14 protein-coding genes are annotated in these 25,303 nt (G+C 55.5%); 7 read left to right on the plus strand and 7 right to left on the minus strand.

The window, feature by feature from the left end:
- The 3 genes from ABX962_RS06060 to ABX962_RS06070 form a co-directional block, all read right to left on the minus strand.
- A partial coding sequence (locus ABX962_RS06060) for a GNAT family N-acetyltransferase (protein WP_372717570.1) occupies window positions 1-1,352 on the minus strand: 1,352 nt, incomplete at its 3' end.
- Window positions 1,353-1,446: 94 nt separating this feature from the next.
- Window positions 1,447-2,838 carry a magnesium transporter gene (gene mgtE / locus ABX962_RS06065; RefSeq protein WP_372717572.1) on the minus strand — a complete coding sequence of 464 codons (1,392 nt, stop codon included), beginning with the start codon at window positions 2,836-2,838 and terminating at the stop codon, window positions 1,447-1,449.
- 235 nt (window positions 2,839-3,073) lie between these two features.
- Window positions 3,074-3,469 carry a hypothetical protein gene (locus tag ABX962_RS06070; RefSeq protein WP_372717574.1) on the minus strand — a complete coding sequence of 132 codons (396 nt, stop codon included), beginning with the start codon at window positions 3,467-3,469 and terminating at the stop codon, window positions 3,074-3,076.
- Window positions 3,470-3,692: 223 nt separating this feature from the next.
- On the opposite strand from ABX962_RS06070, the gene ABX962_RS06075 reads away from it, so the two are divergent.
- From ABX962_RS06075 to ABX962_RS06090, 4 genes are all read left to right on the plus strand, one after another.
- Entirely contained in the window at window positions 3,693-5,822 is a 2,130-nt protein-coding gene (locus tag ABX962_RS06075) for a PAS domain S-box protein (protein WP_372717576.1), read from the plus strand.
- Window positions 5,809-7,269 carry a sigma-54-dependent transcriptional regulator gene (locus ABX962_RS06080; protein WP_372717577.1) on the plus strand — a complete coding sequence of 487 codons (1,461 nt, stop codon included), beginning with the start codon at window positions 5,809-5,811 and terminating at the stop codon, window positions 7,267-7,269. The genes ABX962_RS06075 and ABX962_RS06080 overlap by 14 nt, the downstream gene beginning before the upstream one ends.
- Before the next feature lie 295 nt (window positions 7,270-7,564).
- Window positions 7,565-8,782, plus strand: coding sequence for a RimK family alpha-L-glutamate ligase (locus ABX962_RS06085; protein WP_372717583.1), 1,218 nt, complete (start codon window positions 7,565-7,567; stop codon window positions 8,780-8,782).
- Window positions 8,783-8,971: 189 nt separating this feature from the next.
- Window positions 8,972-10,048, plus strand: a complete 1,077-nt coding sequence (locus tag ABX962_RS06090) for a succinylglutamate desuccinylase/aspartoacylase family protein (protein WP_372717585.1) — start codon at window positions 8,972-8,974, stop codon at window positions 10,046-10,048.
- 111 nt (window positions 10,049-10,159) lie between these two features.
- Here the strand turns inward: ABX962_RS06090 and ABX962_RS06095 are convergent, their stop codons facing one another.
- The 4 genes from ABX962_RS06095 to ABX962_RS06110 form a co-directional block, all read right to left on the minus strand.
- The gene (locus ABX962_RS06095) at window positions 10,160-11,044 is read right to left on the minus strand and encodes a polysaccharide biosynthesis/export family protein (protein WP_372717587.1); all 885 of its coding nucleotides are present in this window, start codon (window positions 11,042-11,044) and stop codon (window positions 10,160-10,162) included.
- 245 nt (window positions 11,045-11,289) lie between these two features.
- Window positions 11,290-15,162: an AsmA-like C-terminal region-containing protein gene (locus ABX962_RS06100; RefSeq protein ID WP_372717589.1), complete on the minus strand. Its 3,873-nt coding sequence runs from the start codon at window positions 15,160-15,162 to the stop codon at window positions 11,290-11,292.
- Window positions 15,163-15,345: 183 nt separating this feature from the next.
- Window positions 15,346-18,906, minus strand: a complete 3,561-nt coding sequence (locus ABX962_RS06105) for a mechanosensitive ion channel domain-containing protein (protein ID WP_372717591.1) — start codon at window positions 18,904-18,906, stop codon at window positions 15,346-15,348.
- Window positions 18,907-19,367: 461 nt separating this feature from the next.
- Window positions 19,368-21,350, minus strand: a complete 1,983-nt coding sequence (locus tag ABX962_RS06110) for a hypothetical protein (RefSeq protein ID WP_372717593.1) — start codon at window positions 21,348-21,350, stop codon at window positions 19,368-19,370.
- A gap of 328 nt (window positions 21,351-21,678) precedes the next feature.
- Between ABX962_RS06110 and ABX962_RS06115 the strand changes: the two genes are divergently transcribed.
- From ABX962_RS06115 to ABX962_RS06125, 3 genes are all read left to right on the plus strand, one after another.
- Complete coding sequence (locus tag ABX962_RS06115) at window positions 21,679-22,590, plus strand: N-formylglutamate amidohydrolase (RefSeq protein ID WP_372717595.1); 912 nt, start codon at window positions 21,679-21,681, stop codon at window positions 22,588-22,590.
- Window positions 22,591-22,990: 400 nt separating this feature from the next.
- Window positions 22,991-24,058 (plus strand): tetratricopeptide repeat protein, encoded by a 1,068-nt coding sequence (locus ABX962_RS06120; protein WP_372717597.1) that lies wholly within the window; start codon window positions 22,991-22,993, stop codon window positions 24,056-24,058.
- Complete coding sequence (locus ABX962_RS06125; RefSeq protein WP_372717599.1) at window positions 24,055-25,140, plus strand: RluA family pseudouridine synthase; 1,086 nt, start codon at window positions 24,055-24,057, stop codon at window positions 25,138-25,140. The genes ABX962_RS06120 and ABX962_RS06125 overlap by 4 nt, the downstream gene beginning before the upstream one ends.
- The last annotated feature ends 163 nt before the right edge of the window (window positions 25,141-25,303 follow it).

Here is a 25,303-nt window from a genome sequence, read left to right on the forward strand (position 1 = left end):
CCCGACTGGGCGTAATGGATGTCCGAGTTCTCGACGAACGGCAGGTTGCCGGTGCAACCCGAGATCGCGACGTACAGATGGTTTTCGATACAACGAGCCTGGGCACAATAACGCACGCGTAAATAGCCGTGGCGGGTGTCGGTGTTGAACGGCACAAAGATGATTTGAGCACCTTTCTGTGTCGCGATTCTCGTCAACTCGGGAAACTCGATGTCGTAACAGATTTGGATGGCGATCGGCCCACAATCGGTATCAAACACCTCAACCGATTTGCCTGGATTTACGCCCCACCATTTGCGTTCACTCGGAGTGATGTGAATCTTGTACTGTTTGCCGATCGAACCGTCACGGCGGAACAAGTAGGCGATGTTGTAGAGCGTGCCGTTTTCAATCACAAACTGCGAACCGCCGATCACATTGATGTCGTATTTGACCGATAACGCGGTGAACAAATCGAGATACTGCGGAGTGAAGTCAGCCAGTTGGCGGGCCGCTTGTCCAGGTCGACTCGACTCGACACACGAGAGCAACTGGGTCGTAAACAGCTCGGGGAACAAGATGAAGTCACACTTGTAATCCGACGCGGTATCAAGAAAGAACTCGCACTGCTGGGCAAATTCGTCGAAGCCGCTAATCGTTCGCAGCTGGTACTGCACGACACAGACTCGAATCGGTTCGACCACGTGGTGGAAACGTCGTTTCGCGCCAGGCACATACTCGATGTTGCTCCAGATCGCATGCGTTGCGTAGCCGCACGATTCGGTATCCGACGGCAAGTAGTTTGGCGTCAGCCCACGAACGATAAATCCGTTGGACAGCTGGGCGGTCAACACCGGATCGTAGTTCTCTTTTTCGACAACCGAATCGATGTACTGGCGTGCCGTCATTTTATCGGCGTGTTTGTGGTAACCGGGAATCCGTCCTCCGATAATGATTTGAGACAGATTCTTTTGGCGACACAATTCTTTGCGGGCATCGTAAAGTCGCCGCGACAGTTTCATGCCGCGGAATTCAGGATCGACCATGATTTCGATCCCGTACAGCGTGTCGCCCTTAGGTTTGTGGTTGCGAATATAGCCGCCGTCGGCGATCGCTTTCCAATTATGCCATTCCAGCGACGAATCGTACTCTAGGATCAAGCTAGAGGACGATGCGGCCAACTTGCCGTCGATTTCCACACAGATTTGGCCTTCGGGAAAGATCGCCAACTGGCTTTCGATCTGGTCACGGCCCCAAGGTTCCATCCCCGGAAAACAACGTTGGGCAATCGCGACCAACGCATCGTAGTCGTCGATTGTCAGCTGACGCACCACGATCTTCCATTCAAATTCAGCAAGATCAAGCGGTTCCATTTTTGACGTCCCTTGGAGGTATCAGTCGGCCGTAGGTTTTGTCAGCGAATCGACGGCATGCTGCCGAGGAATACGCTGCCGAGCAATGCAGTGTTTAGATCAGTTTAGAAAGCATCATCGTGGCGAGCCCGAGCACAAAGAAAAAGCCACACATGTCCGTGACCGTGGTCAGCAGCGGCCCGCTGGCGACGGCTGGATCAAAACCAAATCGCTTCAGCAGCAATGGCACCACGCCGCCGATCGAAACTGCCACAATTGTATTCGCAAATAGCGCGATCCCGACCACAATTCCTAAATAAGGATTCCCATTAAACATCACTGCCACGATCGCAACGAGCACTCCGAGCGCCGATCCATTGATCAGCCCCACCGAGACCTCCTGCCACCAAACACGCAACATTTCGGTGGGGCGGACCAACCCGAGTGAAAGCTCTCGCATGCTCACCGCGACGGCTTGGTTGCCACTACATCCACTCATATCACTGATGATCGGTAAAAACACCGCCAGTGCAATGACGGCTTGAAGGGTATCTTGGAAATAGGCAATGACCGCAGCGGCACCGATGTTCAAGAACACATTAATGCTCAACCAACTCAATCGTCGTCGGGCTCTCAGCCATAGCGGCATCGTGCGAAGTTCTTCGCCGCCAACGATCCCTTGACTCTTTAGATAGTCGCTTTCCGCAGCACGCGTTTCTTCGTATTGTACCGCCTCGCGATGAACGATTCCTTGTAGTTTACCCTGTTCATCGACCACGGGCACGGCAAGATAGTTGTGCGCGTCAAACAGTTCGATTAAATCGTCAAGCGATGCGGTGGCTTGCACCGAAAGTGGCTCTCGAATCATCAGATCCGAAAGCCGTTCGGCCCGTTTGACGAACAACAAATTCTGCATCGGCAAAACGCCGACAAGCCGGTCTTGGGCATCACAGACGTAGGCGTAACGAACATCAATGTCGCTGTAATCTTCGCCATGCTCGCTGAGATCTTGGATCACGTCGCGAACCGACATTGAATCGCTAAAGCGAAGCATCTCGCGAACCATCATCCCCCCCGCTTCATCATCTTCATACGATGACAATTCGCGCGCGGCCGCTGCCTCGTCCTGGGGCAACTCCTCCAAAATCGCTTCGGCCTTCTCGTCGCTCAAATCACCGAGTAAATCGGCTTGCTCGTCGCTCGGCAATTCCTGGACGATCGCCGCTGCGGTGGACGTGTCCAGCAGCGCCAACATCCGAGCGGCTTCGATCTCCGGCAAATGGCTGATCAATTCCGCCGCATCGGCGGCATTCATCGCCTCGAGCACCTGCGTCTCTTCGTCTTCGTCCAGACGGCTGAGGGCGAGCGCCTGGTCGGCCGATGAGAGGTGTGAGACGAATTCTTCGAGCTGAACGTGAGTCCCCTCTTGGGCCAGACGCAGCATTTCTTCCCAAGGACGTTCGTCCAATTGGGTTGCACCGGATGAGGGATCCTGGGAGCTAGTCATCGACGACTCTTTCGTGGATGGAGAAACGTTTTGATAGCTTTAAAAGCGTTGTATTCGAAGTTTCGGCGAAATGGGGCGTCGATTCTTCAACGGACTGGTTTTGATAGCGGCCGAGTCGCAGACATTCAAGCCACCACAGCTAACCAGCGATTAGCTTGACGGAAAATGCCAAAAAACGATAGCACGGCTTGCGAAGGAGGTGGCAAGAAGATTTCCAATGGAAAATTAATTGCCGCTAAGAGCAGCAGCTTTGCAGCGCGATTGATTGTTCAAAGCGTTTTAGTAGCGGCTGGTACACAATCGGCTCGCGATACTTTTGTTCCAGCGCCACCGCCTCGCCCAGCAGCCGTTGAGCTTCAACGTTTTCGCCCGCCTGAGCCGCCCGTACCGCTTGTTCGGCCAGTTCCCCCGCGAGGGCGGCGTCGTGCTCGACCGCTGCCAACCAAATCGCGGCACCGCCCCAGCAACGAGATTCTTCGCCGCGAGTTGCCTTTTCCGCAATGCCAGCCTGACGACTCCGCAATCCCTCTAAATTTAATCGCGAACTTCCAAATTGCGTCGGCCACTGACAACCGATCCAAATCGATTTTGCTTGGCGGAGTGCATCTTGGAAAGTTAGTGGTTCGTTCATAAATTTTGTTGAAAATCACTTACTCGCCTGCTGATATAAAACCGTTGGCGAGCATAGACTCTTGCTGATTGCGCGGTGAAGTGAAGACGACTCGAGCGGTGCACGAGACATCAACCTCGTGATTAGACGCAAACCTTGTGCCTATTTGCTGAGATAATTTTGCTGAGACAATTTTACTGTGACGCTTGTTCAACCTCTCACTGTATCGCCAAAGTGACCGTCAATGCGTTGGTTGCGAAATAACGCGTTTGCGATTGCCGTAGCGATCGCTATTTTAGCGGTCGCCTCGTCGTGTTTGGTTACCTATCAGGCGCTCGATGGATTGCCACGCTCGCACCGACGGATTGTCAACACCGAAGAACAGTTGGGACGACTGGCCAACCTCCGCTTTACCCTTGGCACCGCCGCGTCACGACTAAGAGCATTGACGCTCGGCGGCGACGAACAAGATCGCCGCGAATTGGTGGAAGCGATTGGCCGCTGCGAACAACTTGTCGAAGAGCTGCAAAAAGTTGCGTTAGCGAGCGAGGCTGTCATGCTGCAAGGGATTGATCCTTTGTTGCTCGATTCCCGGCGTTATCTAAACGAGATTCGCCCGCTTACCCCCATCGCCACTTCGTTGGATATCACGCAGCGAACGCGATTGCGAAGCGATGCCACGAATTTGCGTGCCCGGCTCGAATCCAGTCTGGCTGAAAACCATCAGCATTTGGCAAAGATGAAAAGAGCGGCCGAGCGAGAGCGACGCAGCGCTGCATGGGTATTGATCGGAGGTCATGCGATGATGCTAGGGTTGGTCGGGTTGCTGTACGTGGCGCGACGAAGCGAGCAACAGTTGAGACGACTTGCGGATCTGAGGACGCTCGAAGCGGACGAGCGATTTGCCCTAATCGTGCGTGGATCGTCCGACGGCATCTTGTTGACCGATGAAAACGGCCGCATCCAGATGACCAATCCGGCACTCGATGAAATGTTTCAATCCGACGAAGCAACGCTAAAAGGGATGACGGTAGGATCGTTGTTCGCCACCACCGTGATCGACGAATGGTTGGCCAATCGCTTGGTCGAGAACGATCGCGAGAGCACGCTGTCACGACGAGTCAAAGCGACTCGGCCTAACGGAACACGTCTGCACACCGAATTGACTGTCACCCCCCAAACGATTCGTGATCAAGAGTTCTTGGCGATCTCGGTGCGCGACGTTTCTGAACGCGAAGCATCGCGATTGAGGTTAAAGCAACACGAGGCGTTACTGAGCGAGATTCCCGAACCGCTGCATATCTTGGACGCGGTCGGCCGCGTGGTTTATTGGAATCGGGGGGCCCAGCGATTGTTTGGTTTCGAAGCGGGCGAGGTGATCGGACAAACCGCCAACGACTTGCTGAAAATTGTCCCGCCCAAAGGCAGTGACAATAACATTCACGCGATGAAATATGCTGAATCCGAGCGTTGGTCGGGCGAATTGATTGCGACCACCAAGGCTTGTCGCTCGATTCGCATTGAACGTCGACGCACCCGGATCCGCGAAGCCAACGAGACGATTGGCGAAGTCGTCTTGGATTTGGACTTAGGCGAACGCAAACGACTGCAACAAGTCGAGCGGCGACGCCAACGTCTGGAAAGCTTGGGGACGCTGGCCAGTGGTATCGCTCATGACTTGAACAACTTGCTGACGCCAATCTTGATGAGCTGCCGCATGCTGCAGCGAAAGAACGCCAACATCGATCGCGATGCGTTGCTCGAAACGATCGGCAGCGGTGCCAGCCGCGGTGCCGATCTGATTGCTCAACTGTTAACGTTCGCTCGAGGCGGTGATGGCGAGCACGAACCGATCCACGTGGGGGCGATCATCCCCGAAATCGCGGCGATTTTGCAAGCCACGCTGCCCAAAGGCATTGAACTGAAGACCGAAGTGGCTCAACAACTGCCCGACATCCTCGGTGACGAAACCGAGATCAGCCAAGTGATCATGAATCTTGCCATCAATGCACGCGATGCGATGAACCAGCATGGCGCATTGACGATTTCAGCCGCCCCGATGACGCTGGCAAGCGAGCGATCGTATTCGTACGCCACGCTGCAACCGGGCCATTATCTGTCGATCACCGTATCCGATACGGGAACCGGAATTCCCAAAGAGATTCGTGAACGAATGTTTGATCCCTTTTTCACGACCAAAGAACGAGGCCAGGGAACCGGGCTTGGATTGAGCACGTCGATCGGCATCGTGCGAAGCCACGAAGGTGCGGTGGACGTGCGTTCGACGGTCGGTGAAGGAACGCGAATCTCAGTGATCTTGCCTGCTCTATCCTGTTCATCAAATGAAAGTGAGCTACCCAATGAATTCAAATGATCCGAGCACCTTGTTGGTGGTGGATGATGATTCGTTGATCCTGCAGGTCATGAAACTGTGCTTGCCGGCACCTGATTATCACGTCATCACCGCGGATTCGGCGAGCAAAGGGTTGCAGCTTTTTGCTCAACACAAACCCGACGCGGTGCTGTTGGATATCCAATTGCCGGATCAATCGGGATTAGCAGCGCTTCATGAATTCCGCGAACTCGATCGCCGAGTACCCGTGATCATGATGACAGGGCACGGAACCGCCGAAACCGCGATCGGTGCGATGAGCGGGGGGGCGTTTGAGTATGTGACCAAACCGTTCGAACCAGACGATATTTTGCCCGTGATCGATTCGGCGTTAGAAACCAGCAGGATGGCGAGAAAGCCGGCGGTTTTGCCGTCGGAATCTCATGGCGACGCCGATGATACGAGCACAGATCGCGTGCTGGGGGATTGCCAAGCGATGGTCGAAGTGTTTCGTTCGATCGGACGCGTCGCTGCACGTGATGTTGCCGTATTGATTCTTGGCGAAACCGGCACCGGAAAAGAAGTGGTCGCCCGTGCGATCTATCAGCACAGCAATCGGCGTGACCAATTGTTTCATGCGATCAACTGTGCCGCGATTCCTGAGAATTTGCTGGAAAGTGAACTGTTCGGCCACGAGAAAGGGGCGTTCACCGGCGCCGATCAACGGCATGTCGGTAAGTTCGAAGTGTGTAACGGCGGTACGCTATTCTTGGACGAAATCGGTGACATGAGTCCGATGATGCAGACCAAGTTGCTGCGGGTGCTGCAAGAGAAAGAGTTCGAACGGGTTGGGGGCACCAAGACCATCAAATCCGATGTTCGCATCATCGCGGCAACCAATCGGGATGTCGAAGCTGCGATCGTGGACAACAGTTTTCGAAGTGACCTCTATTACCGGCTGAACGAATTCACGATCTCGTTGCCGCCGCTGCGGGAACGTGGCGAAGATGTCAAGATTATGGCGGAATTCTTTTTCGCAAGGTTTGCCAAGACGCTTGGCAAAGAGTTCGCCTCGATTGCTCCGGAAACGATGGCATCACTGAAACTTCATTCGTGGCCCGGAAATGTGCGTGAGTTACAAGGGGTCATCAAGCAAACGTTGCTCAAGGCCAGTGGTCCGGTGATCGTTCCGGCGTTTTTGCCCAAAGGATTTATTCCGCAAAGTGACGAGGGTTTGACAAAATTGGCAACCATGGGGACGTGGCAAGAAAACTTGCGGATTTGGGCGACGACGTTACTCGAAGATGGATCGCATAACATTGCCGCCGATATTCATGATGCCGTTGATCGTGAAATCTTGCCCGAGATTCTGCGTGCGACCCAGGGAAACGTCAGCGCCGCGAGCAGCCGGTTGGGGATGAGTCGTCCGACACTGCGAAGTCGATTAAAACACCTCGGACTGGGAAGTGACGTGGAAAAGAACGGCTAGCAGAGTGACCGTGATCCGACGCGACCGCCAATCGCGTTTTCTCTTGGCACGATCAATGTAAAATAATGTGGAGGATAGAAATCAGGATATTGCGTTTGGCCTGAACGGTTGCCGTGCGTTTGGCCTGAACGGTGCGGCCCGGCAGTTTCGGCCCGGCAGTTTGCTTCGATTGCACGTTTTATTGGATCTTTCATTGGCTCTCGCCGCCAATCTCGCATAACTTAGAGCGTACAGCGACAGCGCGACATCGTCTCACGCTGGATTCCCTCTTTTCTTGTTGAAGGTCTTTGCCGTTATGAAACTTGGCATCATTTCTTGCGCGCCGCGATGTTACAGCACTCGACGATTGGTCGCCGCGGCAAAGGAGCGGGGATATAAAGTATCGGTCATCAACACATTGAAGTGTGCGATCGATCTGCAGCGTGGAAAACCCGATCTCTATTACCGAGGCAAGCCGCTGGCGGACTTCGACGCGATGATCCCGCGTATTGGTGCGAGCATCACCTATTTCGGTACCGCTGTGGTTCGTCAATTGGAACAAATGAATGTCTTTGTTGCCAATAGCTCTGCCGGGATCGCCAACAGCCGCGACAAATTGCGAAGTCTGCAGATTCTAAGTCGGCATCACATTGGGATGCCAAAGACGACCTTTGTTCGCGATCGCGGCGACGTGATTCCGGCGATCGAGCGGATTGGCGGAGCACCGGTGATCATTAAATTGCTCGAAGGCACCCAAGGCGTCGGCGTGATTTTGGCCGACACGATCAAGATTGCCGAAGCGATCATCGAGACACTGCAAACCGCCAAGCAAAACGTGCTGGTGCAAAGTTTCGTCGCCGAAAGCAAGGGACGCGACGTGCGTGCGTTTGTCGTCGGAGATCGCGTCATCGGTGCCATGCGGCGGGTCGCCCAAGGTGACGAATTTCGTAGTAATGTGCACCGTGGCGGTGTGGTCGAAACGGTCGAATTGGATGACGAGTTTCGTGAAACGGCGATCCGTGCGGCGCAGATCATGGGACTGCGGATCGCTGGCGTCGATATGCTCGAAGGCCAACATGGTCCTCAGGTCATGGAGGTCAACAGTTCGCCGGGGCTCGAAGGCATCGAGCGGGCAACGCAGAAGGACATCGCCGGCGCGATCATCGAATACTGTGCCGCGCACGTCGATTTTCCCGAGATGGATATTCGTCAACGTTTGACGGTTAGCCGAGGCTATGGCGTGTGTGAATTGGTGGTTCCCGAAGGCTCGCAGTTCGTCGGGATGTCGATCACCGACGCCGCCTTTACCGATCGCGACATCAACGTGTTGACGTTGTACCGCGGCAACACCGTGATCCCGAACCCTAAATATTCTCGCAAGATGGAAGCGGGAGACCGTTTGCTGTGCTTTGGTAAACAAGAAGCGATGAAAGAAATGGTGCCGACCAAAACTCGCAAGAAACGGGCGCCAAAGATCAAAACGCTCGAGCAGTCGAGGATTGATGAAGCGTCGACGCATTCTCCACAGCACTAGCCTTGGTGTAACATAGAGGGGCACTCCGTTTTCAAGTGCGGCAGTTGCATTGGGCCCATACGCATTGGCCCCATACGCATTGGCCCCATACGCATTGGGCCCATACGCATCGGTTTCCATGGTCGCCGATGTGATGATGCATTTTCTACCTTTCACCCAAGTCGACCCGGGGTTAGTGACGTTTCATTCATGACTACTTCTGACCATCACTGGTTTGGTTGCGACATTGCACCTGGCAAATCCGCCAACACTGAATTCGAGGTGACTGAAAGCTACAGCAGTCGCAGCGTCGTAATTCCGATTCAAATTCGGCGTGGAATATCGCCGGGGCCGACGGTTTTCGTAACTGCGGCGCTGCACGGAGACGAACTCAATGGCACCGGGGCGATTCGAACGTTGCTGGCCGATCCCACTTGGGTGCTGCAGTCAGGCACGTTGCTGTTGATTCCCGTTTTAAACGTGCTCGGATTCGAGCGGCATTCGCGTTATTTGCCCGATCGTCGTGATCTGAATCGCTGTTTCCCAGGCACCAGTGGTGGCAGCATGGCGTCACGATTGGCGAAGGTGATATTCGATTCGTTGATCAAGAAGTGTGATTACGGTATCGACTTGCACACCGCTGCGGTGCGTCGCACAAATTTCCCCAACGTCCGTGCCGATCTGTCGAATCCTGATTGTCTTCGACTGGCAGAAGCTTTTGGCGCGGGAATAATTTTGCAAGGCAAAGGCCCTAAAGGCTCGCTGCGACGCGAAGCGACCAAGGCGGGATGTCCCACGATCATCATCGAAGGAGGCGAGGTGTGGAAGGTGGAATCGTCCGTCGCCGATTGTATGACCCGCGGCATTTTTAATTGTCTGAAAGAACTAGACATGATGCCGGGTAAACCGAATATTCCGGACACTCAGGCGATCATTCGCGAGACACGCTGGTTGCGGGCCGAACGAGGCGGGTTCATGTCGATGCATGTCGCTCCCGGTGACACGGTGGTCAAGGGGCAAGCGATTGCAACCAACAGCAACCTGTTAGCGGAAGATCAAAACCGCTTGGAAGCTCCGTTTTCGGGAGTGGTGATTGGAATGACGACGCTACCCGCAGTGCAGCCAGGTGAACCGGTGGTGCATATCGGCAGGCTGGCCAACCCGAAATCGGCCCGCCGGCACGAGAAACAGATCGCAGGCGACGACGTGCAGCGAACCGCGCACGAGCATCTCGCCACAAACATTCAAGTCACCGAAGCTAGTGATCCGCCCGTCGACGAATCGTAACATGGTCGGCAGCATCACGGATGAGAACGCAACCGCAATCCAACTTGGGAATTGCGTATTGGGGCTTCGAGAAGTCTTCCACGCAATGGAAAATTTTGCCGGCGCGATCTTTTATTGTTTCAGCGAGTATTCACGGCACTGCGGACAGCTTTTGTCACCATTCCAGCGAACGCTCTGTTTGACGTCTTCCCAAATCGTCATGCTGGGGACGTAGATGCGGTCACCGGGCATCAATTGGTAATTGGTTGCGACATCGCCGAGCTGCAAGATTTGTTGGTAGCAGACCGGCAAGATCAGCCGCGGTTGACCTGGCAATTGAGGTCGCGTGAGGATGATTTTGTGATCATTACAGCGATCGGAAAGTCCTCCAGCGGCGATGATCGCATCAAGTACCGTTTCGTGACCGACAAGCGGGTAGGATCCAGGTGCATTGACTTCGCCCATCACATAAAACAGCCCACTCTCTTTGTTGACCAAACGCACGGTGACGCCATAGTCGATCGCGTCGAGTTCATTCTCGTCGGCGTCGCCTCGATGCGATGCCAGGGCGATGCGAGTTTGACGTTTTTGTGTTTCGTGGTGTGCCACCAACCCTTGGACTTGGCGTTGGATCTCTTCGACCGACATCCCGGCGACTTGCATTCGTCCATACGAGCCAAGTTCGATCGTACCATCTTGCTGAACCGTTTGATCGCTCGACAAACGGACCGGTGAATCAAAGTCGTTGGGTTCGATCACCAACACATCGCCTGCTTCGACACGGTGAGCCGGCAATGTCAACTTGGCGAGTTCGGTTGCCACGTTGCCTTGGTGCCCGACCGCTTCGCGAATCTCCGCTACGTCGGACATCAACGTGTGCGAACCCGCGGACACAGGCAACCCCATCGATGCCGCCGTCCGGCAACCCGATTGACTGCACATCAGCGGCAACACAAGCAACACGATCACAGCGGCACTTCCCACCAAGTGAAATGCAGGCGGTTTCGATTTCGACATTACAGGGTAATCGCCACCCCTGGTTCCTCGATTGCCGCCTGCGACCCCGCGGAAACGCTGATTCCTACCTGCCGAGCGAGAAAGGGCAGTGCGGGAGCCGCGAAAGCTGTGCGTTGTTTGACGCGAGCCTGGAAACGAGCGTGTATTGCTGGCGTTCACCGAGAAGTGTTCTATTTTCATTGATGATTCCTTGTCAACTAAAACGTATGCGGTAAGTCGTCTCGGCGAGTTCGGCGGACGTCGTATTATCTTCGTGAGGGACGATTTTGCGGACCGACGGCTTGAGCAACGTTCGCTCCCAGACTGCTCGTGAGAAAGAATCGCACTGCATCTTGACTCAATTGTTTTCCCGGTTGCAGACGCAGTGTGGGACGCGCCGATGTTCCACCGACATGTACATGAACCACACGGTCTTTGAGCAATTCATTGGCTTTGGCAACCATTGCAATGGGAGCCGCAGTGGCCATCATGATCGGCGAATCGGCCATCTCTAGAAGCTGGTCGGCGGGGCCGTTTGATTCCGTGCTGGCGGTCACGTCAAAATCCAAACGCCCGTCCATGGTTGCGCTGCCGGACATCAATACCTGTACGGTGCTTTGCGAGATCGCGAGCTCCTCGACATGCACTAATCCGCCGGCAATTCGGCCGTAGACATAGCCACCGTCTTGCCCGTTTCCAGGGCGTGAAGGGGCCAATCGCACCAGCGAAGACAATTCGTCCATCACCGGCAATTCCAAAGCGTTGATGTTGGACATTTCCAAGTCGAAACGACCCACGATGTTTTTCGGATCGCGAGCCCGTTTGGCGTTTAGCGTCACATTCCCGTCGATCACACCGGCGCCGGACGAGGAACCTTGTAACAATTTCGAGGTGTCGACACGTTCGATCCGCATGGATGTCGCCATGGAAAGGCTGCGATCAAAATTGCCTTCGGACGCAATGTGGACGCGTCCACCACCGACACCCACAACTCCCGCACGACATTGCCAACGCGAGATTTGCGATGCTTGAGAGTAAGTCCAGTCAACCGGGAATCGGGCTTCACGAACGACAAGCCCAGCCATCACCGCGTGGTCGACCGATACATCGGCGCGTCCGGAAAGGACGGGGCCAATGCGACCGCTGACTTGCACATTCGCGGTGCCTGACATGTCGGCGGACAGAAACGGTGCCGTCGCGCGGCGCAGATTGACTCGGTTGGCCGACAATTCAAACCGGCCCACCGGTGTGGATGAAAAGTCAACGCTCGCTTTTCCCGACAATCGCCCATCGGCGAAGTGACCGCTGAGGTTTTCAAGTTCGACCCGGCTTGGATGAACCGCCATGGTTACCGCAACGCGATCCGACACGAGACTGCGGTCCCATCGCACCTTTTCTAGCGAACCATTGAGACTGCAAAATCGGCTGCCGTCGAACATCGCTGGCGTGCGAACACAGTCACCCGACATCGTGGCTCGGAGTCGACGTGTTTCGCGAGGAAGATCTAAGGCGGCGACCACACGATGCACCGCGAGTTCCGAGAGTTTGGCTTCAAAGGTGAGTGGGATCTGCGCCAACGAGCGGGATGTTTCCGGTTCAAAAAAGCGAGCAAGCCGGGCTAGTTCGGCATTGCCAACGGCCGCGAAGCGACCGGACGCTAAAACCCCCTCGCTGTGCACCGAAACGACGCCAGCGTCGATCTGGATGGCCGCTTGGCGAATATCCAGCGGCAATCGTTTCAGCGATAGGTTCTTACTTTGCAGCCAAGCATCGCCGCGTAACGATTCAAGGTTGGCGATCGAGGTGATTCTCAGCCCACCGCTGAGCGTGCCGCTGGACGGCAGCGAAAGGCCGCTGCAGGCGACCAATCGCGACGCTTGAATATCCTGGAATTGGCCTTCAACGAGAGTGTTCGTCCAGTCCAAATCACGCGCCGTCGCGGTCACTTGATACTGTCCGCCCAAAAGATCGTTCGACGAACTGGTCAATGCAAACGAAGTGGGGTCGGCGTTCCATCGCAACTGAGCCGCCCCCAGCCTTTTGCCGGCGTAGCGTGCGTTTTGGAGGTTCGCATCGCCGCTGGCGACAAACTGTAGCGGTGAGCTGCAGAGCTGAAAATGACCTCCGATCGTTGCGTTGCCCGATGCACGCAACGGACTGCCCGAAAATCGCGAAACGAGTTCGGCGAAATCATCGACTCGGATCGTGTTTGACTCGATTGCTCCAGTCACTGAAATCGAATCACCGACAATGCCGTGGGCCGATAAGTTGCAAAGGTTGTCTCGCCAACGTAGTGCAAATTGGGGAACCGAAATCACTCCAGCACGCAGTGCTGGGGTGATTTCGAAATCGTCGATCGATTCACCCGCGATTCGCAAATCTCGTCCACTCAAATGCCCGCTCGCCGTCCAAGCCGCAGGCTGGGCTGCTTCCTGGACGCGACACGAAGCGTTGATCTCGGACGACAGCTTGCCTTGTAGCGGCGTCGCTGGCATTCCCAACAGCGTGGGAACCGAGTCCGATGGAGTGACCGATACGGTTGCACGCGACTGAATTTCGGCATCACGGTCCAGCGGTACCTTGACGGAGGCGACCGAGTGTAACAAGGGACGTCCCGGTCGATCGCGGAGGACCACTTCGGAGGTGCGTAACACCGCATTTCCGTCGGCAACGACAACCCTGCATTCAGCGTCATCCATGGTGATACCGGGTGCGGTCACCCCGCGTGTGTTGACGATGACCTCGCCTACGAAGCCCCGAAGTGATGCAAGTTGTTGTAGATCCGAATTCAATGAACCGGAAAGTCGTACGTTTCCGTTCATCTGCGGCACCCCAAATCGTTCGCCAATTTGATTCAAATCGACTCCGTCGCACGAGATGGATGCGGTGATGGTTCCGGCTAGCGATTCAAGGTGATTGGGATCGATCGAGCCATGGGTTTCGGCATTCGTGTGAAAATCCGCGACTGGAACACCATCGAGTTCTAAATTGGACGCCGTGCCGGAAATTTTGCCTTGGAAAGCGAGATGATTGCTTTGCCACTGTATTGAAACGTCACCAGTCGATTGACAGGCCATCATGAAAGGAGGGAGTTGGGGAAAGGCGGCGGAGAGACGTTTCCAATCACAGTCAACCAGGTTGCTTCGAAGGGTCGCCGTCGCGGCATTCGGATGGATTTTGGCATTCAGTTCGATTTGGGCCAGCCCGTCGAGCGGATCGCCATAGGCTTTGATCCGGAGGTTGCCATCACGCAGTTCCCCCTGCAATTCGAACTGTTCCGCGATCTTGCCGAGCGGTCGCGAATCGAGGTTGGACAGGGTTCCTTTTATCGACAATGAAAACGCGTCAAGAGCGAGCCCAGCCGGATGTTCGCAGGAGATCTGCAACGATCCGCTTGAGACGATCGGGTACTGATTGATCGCCTCGGGTACCAGGGGCAGGTGTGTTAGTTTGGCAGTGTCAAACTGAACGTCGTCGACAACGATGCTTGTGGTTCCGGCAAACGACGTGGAGTGAAGCCGAGTTCGGATATCAATGCTTCCCCCGAGCAGATTGGGGATTAAGGTGCGCAATTGAATCGAATCCGCAAACTCGGCCTGCAACTGGACATCGGCCACGGTAAAGGATTCGCGACCGATTTGGTGGACGACTAATCTCGCCCCCCGAACCGAAAGTTGTCCCAGTGGGATTTTACCGTTCGATTCACCTGAGGATCCTTGGCTTTGCGGGAACTGCGACATCAGGGTGCCGTCGCGATCAAACCGCACATGCAGGCAGGGATCGTCGACCATCACCCGGGTTGCCCAAACACCGCTGCGAAGTCCACTAAGAATGGACCAATCCACTACAACGCGGCTGACGGTGACCTGAGGATCGCTCCTAGAGGAGTCGGCATTTGGGGAGTCGGCATTCGGGGAGTCTGAGAAAGGTGGTTCACGCAGCACCAGCCCGGTGACACACAGCGAGCCCCAGTCGATTTGAATCGAATCAATTTCCAGTGATGTCGACAAGCAGTAGCTGCCGAGTTTGACTGCAGCGACACGAGCGATTTGGTTTCGGAACAGCACCACGATGAACGCAGCAGCAACCCCAAACGCCAACCAGCGTCGCCACTTCGATTTCATCCATGATGCAACCACGTTGTAAATCTCACTCGTAATGCAGGCAGCCAGCCTGCGATTCCCATCCGTCATCCAGGCTGCCAACCTGCCACTTCTCTACAAATTCATTGCCAAAGGGTTCGGCTGTAAACAACTTGACGTCAATGCTTTTCGCTCGGCGTTGCTCGCCGATTGGACAGCTAGTAGGCTAATCCTGAATCTTTAGGCTGCGTTTTGATCACGCACTCGCTCGCGTTCATGTTCGCGAGGCATCAATGCGGCAAGCGATTGTACCGATTTGATGTGCAGATCACGTTGTGGAAATGCAATGTCAATTCCGGCACGACGTAGTTCGGTCACGATCGCCGAATTCAATTCATTGAGTACGACCGTATAGACATCCCGTTTAGGAATGAAAACGTGAAGCCGGATATCGAGCGTGCTTTCGGCGAATCCTTTGAATAGCGTACTCGGTGCGGGTTCTTTCATTACCGAAGGGTTCCGCTCGGCGATCTTCAGTAAGATTCGTTGCACGTGCGCGACGTCGGTTCCAAAGGCGACGCCGACGGGCAAGACGATGCGGCTGATGGGGTCGGATAACGTCCAGTTGATTACATTGTCGGTGATAAATTTCTTGTTTGGCACAATCATCTCGCGACGATCGAAATCGGTAATCGTGGTGGCACGCATTTGCATTCGACTGACATTGCCCGTCAGATCGCCAACCGTAACCATATCGCCGACACGGATTGGTCGCTCGAACAAAATGATCAAGCCGCTGACAAGGTTGGCAAAGATTTCTTGTAATCCGAATCCTAAACCGACCGTCATCGCGGCGGCCAACCACTGAACGCTGCTCCACGACAGCCGGATCACTTGGCAGGCAAACAGGATTCCGGCAATCGTGGCCGCATAACGGACTAAGATTGAAACGGCTTGATGCGTCCCCGATTCCAGTGGCAATCGATCCAACACGGTCAGCGCCAAGACGCTGGGAAGTCGGCGTCCAATCATCATTGTCGCCATGATCACCAATATTGCTGCGATTGCATCGGTCAGCGTCGTGGGGACCGATCGATCGGTCATCACCACCGACTGGTATCCTTGGCGATCGACAACCGTTTCTGCGATCGTTTCGATGTTGGTCCAAAGCACGACGCGGTCGAGCACGCGCAACGCGGGCAGGACATCGGACCATATGATCCAACCGCCACAGATCAGCAGCATGACGCTGCCCCACCGCAGCAGATCACAAAACTCGGAGTTGACGGTTTCTTGCAAATCGATCGGGGCAAGCGTGTCGGAATCGGTGTCGTCGTCGTCGGAATTGAGTGGAGTTGATAACACGTCGAGCGATTTGGCCTGTTCCTCTTCCGCGGCGATTTGCTTCGCCAATGCACGGTTGAAACCATTGACTTCTAACCAACAAATCGCAAGGGAATACATCACGATGATCGCAACCAAGGCGATCCCGGTCTCGGCTAATCGTCCTGACAAATGGTAGGCCGAAAAGTGGTAGCCGACCAACGACAGGATCGCAAATGCAATCGGGGCTCCCGTTACGGCCAACCAAATCGGATGCCGCAGTCGATAGGTCATCGATGTGGAATCTTCGCGTTGCAGGCACAACATGAACGGGCCCCACGGTCGGACCAGCCAGCCGATTTGAAGTCCTACAAAGGCCAAGATTGAAATGAAAAGTAAACGTTGAAGACTACGCATTTCAGCGACTTCGCTGAACTGGGTTAGTTGCAGCAGTGCGAATACGGGGGTGCCGACAAAAACGGTCAAATCGACCACGTTGCGTACTTTTGCCAGTGCAGTTGGCGACCACTTGAACACACGTTCGCCCACGCCTTCGCGGCGTGACAATTCACGGACCATGGAACAGGCCCACAGGAATAGCACCGTGGTCACGCACGCATCGCCTACGGCCTGGGTCCATTCGGTGGACCCGCTCGCCATACGCAAACGGCATCCGGCGGCCAGCAGCAATAGGGGCCAGCGGACCGATAAAAAGACGGTAATTCCAAAAGCGGCGGCATACCGCAAAAAACTTGCTTCGGTGCCTGGTTCGGGCGGTTGTGACAAACGGCGAACCGCGGCCAGCATCTGAGCATGAAAGAGCAACAACAAGAGAAACGATGACGCTAGGAACACCATAATGACAGGGCGGCGAAGCATGTCGCCTGCAAACACCTGAGCGACTTCGATCCACTTTGACGGAGCCATTAACGACGCGAATCCTTTGTAGGCTTCCCGTAGATCTTTGGCGGCGATCGCATCGGAACTGCGTATCCAAAGGACACGTTGGTCGAGGAATTGACGAAACTCGTCGACTTGAGTTTCGACGGATTGGTTGATCAATTCGAGTTCGTTGAGGTTTCGTAACAACGATTCCTCATCTGCGATGGCATTATCAAGCAAGTCACGGCGATCACGCAGCAACCGAGCGACCACGCTGACGACATTGTCATGGTCGTATTGCCGCACCGAGGCGGCCAGCGATTCGACCATCAAGTTGGCGGCTTCATCGGGGTCGGACACATCCCGACGCATCTGTTTCCATTCGGTCAATTGCAAATGCGTGGCCGGCATTTCGGTTTCCACGATCGCAACCCGTTTGGCAAACTCTTCGGGTTTGGGCAATTCGCCTCGCTGCTTCTGCAACAACAAACCGGTCGACGAGGTTGCCCCGGCATGCTCTACCTTGGACCGCAGCGTTTCAAATGCTTCGTCGAAATGTTTGCTCTTGGCATGCAGCTGCTCGATCATCTTGCCAATTCGCTCGATGTCCGCCGCTGTCTTGATGCGGGACTCGGCGATCTCGGCATTCACCTCGGCCGCGGATTTTAGCGCCGGGTGCGATTCATCGGCAACGCGACGCGCTTCGGCGGCTTGCCGTAGTGATTCGTCTTTTCGCCATTTGTCAACGGCGGTCTGCCAGCTAACGAGCTGCTTTTTTCGAGTGTTTAGCGTGCGATTAATCAGGTCTCGTTGCAGCGGCAGTAGCGGCGCGACTTCTTCGAGTCGCCGGCGTTCCGCCTTTGTCGTGACCAATTGTTGCTCAAGACAACGCACACGAGCTTGCTGTTCGATTGATTGAACGCGAGTCGAAAGCTCTTCGGTGCCAAGCGATGCGACTTGCTTTTTCGCATCCCCCATTCGCTTTTCGAGTTCTACGGTCTCCTTCGCGAGCTCGCCAAGCCGCACCGTACGGTTTTCAATTTGGCGTTCTTTCTGTTGCAGTTCCTTCTCTTCGGCCTCGATCTGCGTCCGCAGACTGATCAATTGTTGTTCTAGCTGAGCAATCGTGCCTCCGGCGGGTACTGCGGGAGGCTCGGGGTCTGCCGGGGCCGCCACGCCAGCCTGTGCATCAGCGAGGACTTGGGGAAGCGTAAGCAGAAACGCTTCAACTTCGGCTAAGCGTTTTTTGGCGACGTCTTGGTTGTCTAGCCACTCGGTCGCTTTACGCAGTCGCTCGGTGTAGGTCTTGCGATCCTCGTCCGACAAATTGGTCGCCGCTTCGATCGATGCCAATTCTGTGGCGATCGTCTCTTTCTTGATGACGGTTGCGACCTTGCCCTCCGGTGCAGCACTCGGCTCCGAAAAGCTAGCGGGAACCACGACGTCATCGAGATGGATTTGAACCGCGGTGGGCAGTGGCACGTTTTCCGGAAGCGCAAGGCCTTGTTCGGCAAGAGACGGAGTCGCCTTGAAGATCAGGGCTGCCATGACCAGATACGCTGCAATAACTCGCAAAATGCACTTCGATCGATTCATACAAATAGTTTTAGAGGCTCGTGACAGGTTCCAAGAGGCAGACCGCTGCACAGGCTCTTCGAATACGCAATCCGCCCAAGGACGGTCAAGCCGCAAAACGAGCAAAGGTTTGAGCCAGCAGAAGAATCAAATCTATCGGCAGCGAAACTTCCAATAGCGAATGAAGTCGGAAGCAAAACTCGCCAAGCGTTTCGTTCGTCAACATCCGTCGTTGTGAGACGTTGTCGCTAGCCGCGTCAAATGGATGTCCAGCACCCGCGGCCCCCGGGCGAAGCCCGGACGCCGTGTCGCCACCAAAGTCGATGTCATTGGGTCAACGCCAGGCTGCACTGTCTGGCAGCATTTAGAGGCTTGCGGGATCGAAGTGCTCTGAATCGCCACTGTGGTGCCCGAAACATCTCGCGAGTTTCTTTGGCACGAGGACCGAAGTACTTGCCAAGTTTCTCCGCACGGTGAATGGTCTAGTATTCTGCCGTGCGGATGGCTTGGGCGACGCGAATGTGAGGCGTGTTTAATCCCTGCAAGTAGCTACGGGTGCCTTGCACGCGAACTTCGCTGTTTAAATGCATTCGCAGGTTTAACCCCGGGGTGGGAGTCGCATACGCGAGTGTGCGACCGGTGCTGTCGGTGATCGCAAACGGAGGGCTGTCCTTTCGCGCCGAATAGACTTGGACCAAAAAGCCCGTCGCCGTCAATTCGTCCGTTCCGGCCGACGCATTTTCGGGTGCGGCGATGCCGGGTGGTGATTGTATTGATGGTGACATCGCGGGTAGCAGTGGACCGGTTTGGGCTTGCATCGCCGTTTGCGGTTGAGCTGTGCTGGTTGATGCGACCGCAAGTGATGCTGGCGCCGTAGGCAGCGATGGGGCGTGCGAGGTTTGGATCACCGCGTTGCCATCACGACGTTGGGCGACATTTTGATATTTCTGAATGCGTTCTGCCAACAAGCGAGCACGGCCCGCGACCACGGGATCCGGATCCGAAATCGAAATTTGATGCGCCGCTTTGACCACCGGGGCCATTTCTGCCGCCGACGCGCTGGCGGCCATCAGTCGCGAAAAGATTAGGCTTAGACGCTCGGTGTCGGCAGTGCGGACTTCGGTTTCGATCGCAGCGATCGCAGCCGCGGACACATAGCGTGTCGCCGGAGCGGGAGAGGCGGGGATTGGCGAAGCCATTCGCGGGTTCTGTGTGCCGGCGGTCGAGGTCGTCGGTTGGATGTCCGCGACTTGGCGTATCGATTCGGCGCGGTCACGTGTCGATCCGGCCACCCAATTTGCTTCGACGGAGGACGCTGCTGCGTTCGGTGCATCGCCGCCGGCGGAAGTGCGTTCGAGCAAGCCGCCGCCGATTTGGCGTATGCCGGCATCGATATCCGACAGCCTCGGGCGGCCAATAAATTCGACCGATGCCAATAATCCACGTTTGGACATCGCTTCGCTGACCGTTTCGGTGTTGGCGGCTTCACGCGAAGCGCGCTCTGCAGGATTCGTTCGCCACTGTTCGCTGACGCCGCTGCCAATCGCTTCGCTTGGCAAGTGGGTGTCACGTGCGAGTGGGGCTTCGCGCAGTTGGGGGACAGAATCGCCTGCAACCGGCGACAACGCCACCGGCTGTGACGCGTGTGAATCGCTCGCATGCGGATCGGAGGTTTGGACCGCTTCGGCGTCGCGAAGCAGCACCGAGGATGTGTTTTGCATTGCAACGGAGTCGCTCGGCGAGCGACGCCGGCTTGATGACTCGGAGCTCAGAGTGCCGCGTCCCGCGAACGAGTCTTCTTCGTCGCCATCAGCGTATTGCGGCGAGTTGTCGTTATTGGCGACGGTTGCTTGAGGTGCGGTTCGTCCACCCGGCAAGAATTCGATGTTTGTGTTTCTCTCTTTTCGGATCGCCTGAACCAGTTGTTCGGCGCTTTCGGCAATTTGGCTTTGGTGTACCCAGCGAAATTCGCCCGACGGAGGAACGATGCGGTACCACAATCGCGGTCCGTCTGCTCCTTCGCGTTCGCCTTTTCCGATCACGGTCACGGGCTCACCCACGGCGAGTTGGACTTGCCAGCGGAATTGGCGGGCGCGTCCTAGATGCGTTCCGATCCAAGCAACCGTCCGGTCTTCGGTGACCACGGCGGTATCACCATCTCCGGCGATTTCGACTGCATCGGCGGGGATCCAGCAAAAGCTGTCGTCTGGGGGACGGACTCCGAGCCAACCGTCGGCCGTTTCGACGTAGACTTCCAGTTCTTGTCCGTAACGCAGCGCATCGGTTCGGTAGAACTCGTCCGACGGGCCGCATCGTGCGTATGCTTCGTCCTGGGCAACAAAGACCACATACGGATCCGATGCCAAGCTTCCGTCATCCGCCGTCAGCGATGTCCAATCCGCAACGCAAGCCACCGCACTCAGTGCGACAACGATTAGCCAGCTAGCATTTATTGGCGAACCCATGAGAACGATTTCTCTGTACACGAATCAAAATTTCAGGAATCAATTGAGTCGTTGTTAGCGATTTCGCAGCGATGGGGACAAGAGGAATCTTTCCAAGGAGCCGTTTTTCCGCGTTTCTGAATCGGACAACTCGATGCCCAAACGGATTACGGAAAGAGGCAAACTTTTTCGACTTGCTCCGCTTGACCGTTTACCACTCTTGGCAGCACCCCTTAAAATTGTGTAGTCAAGATTGTGCTGGTGGGAAGGAAGCACCCCACGTTTAAAAACATGCAGTGATGCTGGCCGTTGTGGCTTATTTGCCGATGCTTTTGCTAGGACTTTCGTGATGACGATTCTGATTAGCTGCGAAATGGGAGGCGATCGAGTGCCCCCTTGGCTGGTTCGTCAACCGATGCCACCAGGACGAATATTGGATCTGGGGTTCGCCGAAGACAGCGGCATTATCGAAACGGCTGACGCCACCGAGGCCCCTGTTGTCACCGAGGCCCCTGTTGTCACCGAAGCCTCGGTGGCCGGCTCAGCAGTCCTCGAGATTCCGCTCATTACGGGAGCGTCGGATTGTGAAAACAGGCCCGAGTTGTGCAGCAGCAAGTTCGTGCCGGGGCAACTGCCAAGCAGATTGCCGGGTGATGCATCGGCGCGTTACGTTGCCCGGCGGATGGCCGCACTGTTGCAATCGCCGCTGATCGAGAACAAATATGCTGCGGCGCTGGTTGACGTCACTCGGTCCTCTCGCCACCGCAGTGTGATGCCGCCGGAGGTTCGTCGGTGGCCGACGGAAGATCGAGATCGACTGATCCAGGAAGTGCACGCAGGGTATCGAAACCGAGTTCGTAGTGCGATTGAGCAACATTCGCGGCGACACGGATTCACCCTGCACGTCTCGGTTCGTTCGTTTGCATCGTTGAGTGAAGGTCGGCAGCGACGCACCGATATCGGTTTGTTGTACGATCCATCGCGTGAGGATGAGATGGCGTTTTGTCTCGACTGGATTGACGAGATGTACGAATCGGCGCCGATGATTCGCGTTCGTCGTAATTATCCTCGCCGCGGTACGACCGAAAGTTTGGTCACGGCGATGAGGACTCATTTTAGTGCCGAGCATTATATTGGCGTGGAATTGCTGCTAAACCGAGCTTGGGCAGGCCGCCGCGTTGGATTGCGAGACCAGGCGATTGAAGGGATCTGCCGATCGCTTGATCAAGTGCTCGATTTTCAGTCAGCCGATGCGGCCTAGCTTGTCTGTTTCTTGGTCTGTTTGGATTCATCTTTCGTAGCGAAAGCCACCAAAACGTTCGACAAAATCAGCGAGAATTTTGACGCGGGGACGCTGCGAAGCCCCCCTCACCATTTTTCGAGCGTCTCGGCCACTGTGTTGGGCGTGGACTGTGCTGCTAACTTGAAAACGTGGCATCGAGGTGCCGCCAAGCTCGATTTTGGCCGCCAAAAATTGCGTTTCAGCATCACAAATCGGCAATCGAGCGATTGTGCAACGCCGAAGTGACTCTATTGACGCTAACTCATTATGATTTCTATACTTCAGCGCTTCGGTCGCTCGGCGTCTCTCTGCCCATCGCACCGAGTGAATCAATGACACCGCCTTCAACGTGTCAATTTAATCCAAATAAGACGAAGTGATGAAAAGCGAACGCCGACACGAATTGCAAGAAAACATCCTCGCCAACTATCTCGCGCGAATCAACCAATCGATCGAACCCTATTCGCGTCCTATTGGAATCGCGGTCGCTGTGTTGCTGATTGGCGGCATCGGCTACGCCATTTACAGCAGTAAAGTCAGCGAAGACCGCAGCCAAGCCACGTTTGAGCTGTTGATGCAGCAAACCGGATCGCAAGATCCTGAGGGGCTTGCCTCGGTCAGCGTAAAGTACCCGAACACCCCCGCCGCTGCATGGGCCCATCTTTACCAGGGGAGTGCTCTGTTGGCTCAGGGCACGCGGACGCTGTACGTCAACCGTATGGATGCCGAAGATGAGTTGACAGCTGCGAGCAAGGCGTTCCGTAACGCGATTGCCGAAGGCAAGAACGAATTGTTACTCTCGCGTGCTAATTTCGGGATTGCTCGCAGCGAGGAAGCATTGGGTAATCTAGATAAAGCAATTGCGGCCTACAAAGAGTGTGCCCGTATCGGCGAATCCGAAGAAATGGTCAAAGCGTGTGAGGAGCGAATTGCGGCTCTCTCGAAAGAAAGTACCAAAGATTTTTTGACTTGGTTCAAAGATCAAGATTTTTCGCCGAGCGATCCTTCAGCTCCACCGTCGCTGCCAAGCGGAGCGATGTTACCTGAAATGCCCGATTTGGATCTGCCCGATCTCGGTGGCGCCAGCGATAAAGAGCCTGGCGATGGTCTGAATCTTCCCGAAGACGCCGATGTCGATAGTGCGGACGCCGAAATGAAGGACACCGCCAAAGAGGACACGGCCAAAGAGGACGCCGCCGACGAGTCTGCTGGCACTGAGAAGCCAGCGGTCGAAGAGAAGCCAGTTGCAGATGACAAGGAAAAAGCAGACGAGAAACCGGCTGCAGACGAAGGCCAGACCGAGTTGAATCCTCCGGCCAAGGACGCCGAGGAAGCGAAGCCGGAACCGGCAGCCGAGGTGAAGGAAGCTGCCGATGCACCCGAGGTGAGCGAAGCGGACGATGTTCCTGCTGCAGATCAAGCAAAACCTGAGTCAGACGCCTCGTGAGCAAAGCCTCCTCTGATGATGACATTGTTCTCGGCACTGACGATATTGAATCGGATGTGCCGAGCGACGACCTTGATGGCGACGACGCTGGAACCGAGATCCGGATCGGCGAAGAGGTCTTTCGTGACATCGTCGTTCCCGAATCGGCCAACGGCCAACGGATCGACTATTTTTTGACGCAGGCCTGTGACGGTTATAGCCGCACACAGATCACGCAAGCGATTCAGGCCGAAGGTGCGACGCTAGACGGACGGACGGTGCGGCCGAGTGTTCGTATCCAAGCGAGCCAGCGAATTCGTTTTCGCATGCCAGAGCCGCCAACCGACGACACGGTTCCCGAGAACATTCCGCTTGACGTGCTCTATGAAGATGACGGGCTTGTGGTTGTCAATAAGCCGCCTGGGATGGTCGTTCACCCTGCACGTGGCAACTGGACTGGCACGCTCACCAGTGCGTTGGCGTTTCGCTTTCAGTCGCTGTCGGATGTCGGTGGGCCAACGCGGCCGGGGATTGTGCATCGACTTGATCGTGACACCAGCGGCGTGATTGTCGTTGCCAAGACCAATGCCGTTCATATTCACTTGTCCGAGCAATTCGCCAATCGCGAAGTCGAGAAAGAGTATTTTGCAATCACGGCAGCTCGGATCGATCGCGATCGTGACATCATCGATATGCCGATTGGTCGCCATCCCTATCAACGGGACAAAATGGCGATCCGCGAGCATCACGAGACGAGTAAGCCCGCATCGACATTCTATGAAGTGATCAGCCGCCACGGTCGTTTTACGCAAGTGCGGGTGAAGCCAAAAACCGGTCGGACGCATCAAATCCGAGTGCACTTGTCACACCTTGGCGCGGCGATCCTTTGCGACCGTCTGTACGCCGGACATGCCGAGGTCACGATGGGCATGTTAACTGGCACGCACGATGCCACCAAAGACACGGTGCTGTTGGACCGCCAAGCGCTGCATGCTCGTAAATTAACGTTCCAGCATCCGCAAAGTGGCAAGTCGATGACGTTCGAGGCGCCGTTGCCCACGGACGTTATGCGAGTGATCAACGTGCTCGAGCGGTTACCGTAGCTGTTGTGGGATAGGCTTCCATCCTTTTTGTACCCCACAACTCATGTCGAGCGAATTGTCGCCATATCCCGATAGGGATTCAAGCAATTAGCCGTAGGTAAGCGGAGCGCCACCTACGGACTCCAGCGTTCGACTGCGGTTTTGACCCTGTAAGGGTCACAGC

This window comes from Novipirellula sp., from assembly GCF_041583735.1.
Classification (GTDB): domain Bacteria; phylum Planctomycetota; class Planctomycetia; order Pirellulales; family Pirellulaceae; genus Novipirellula.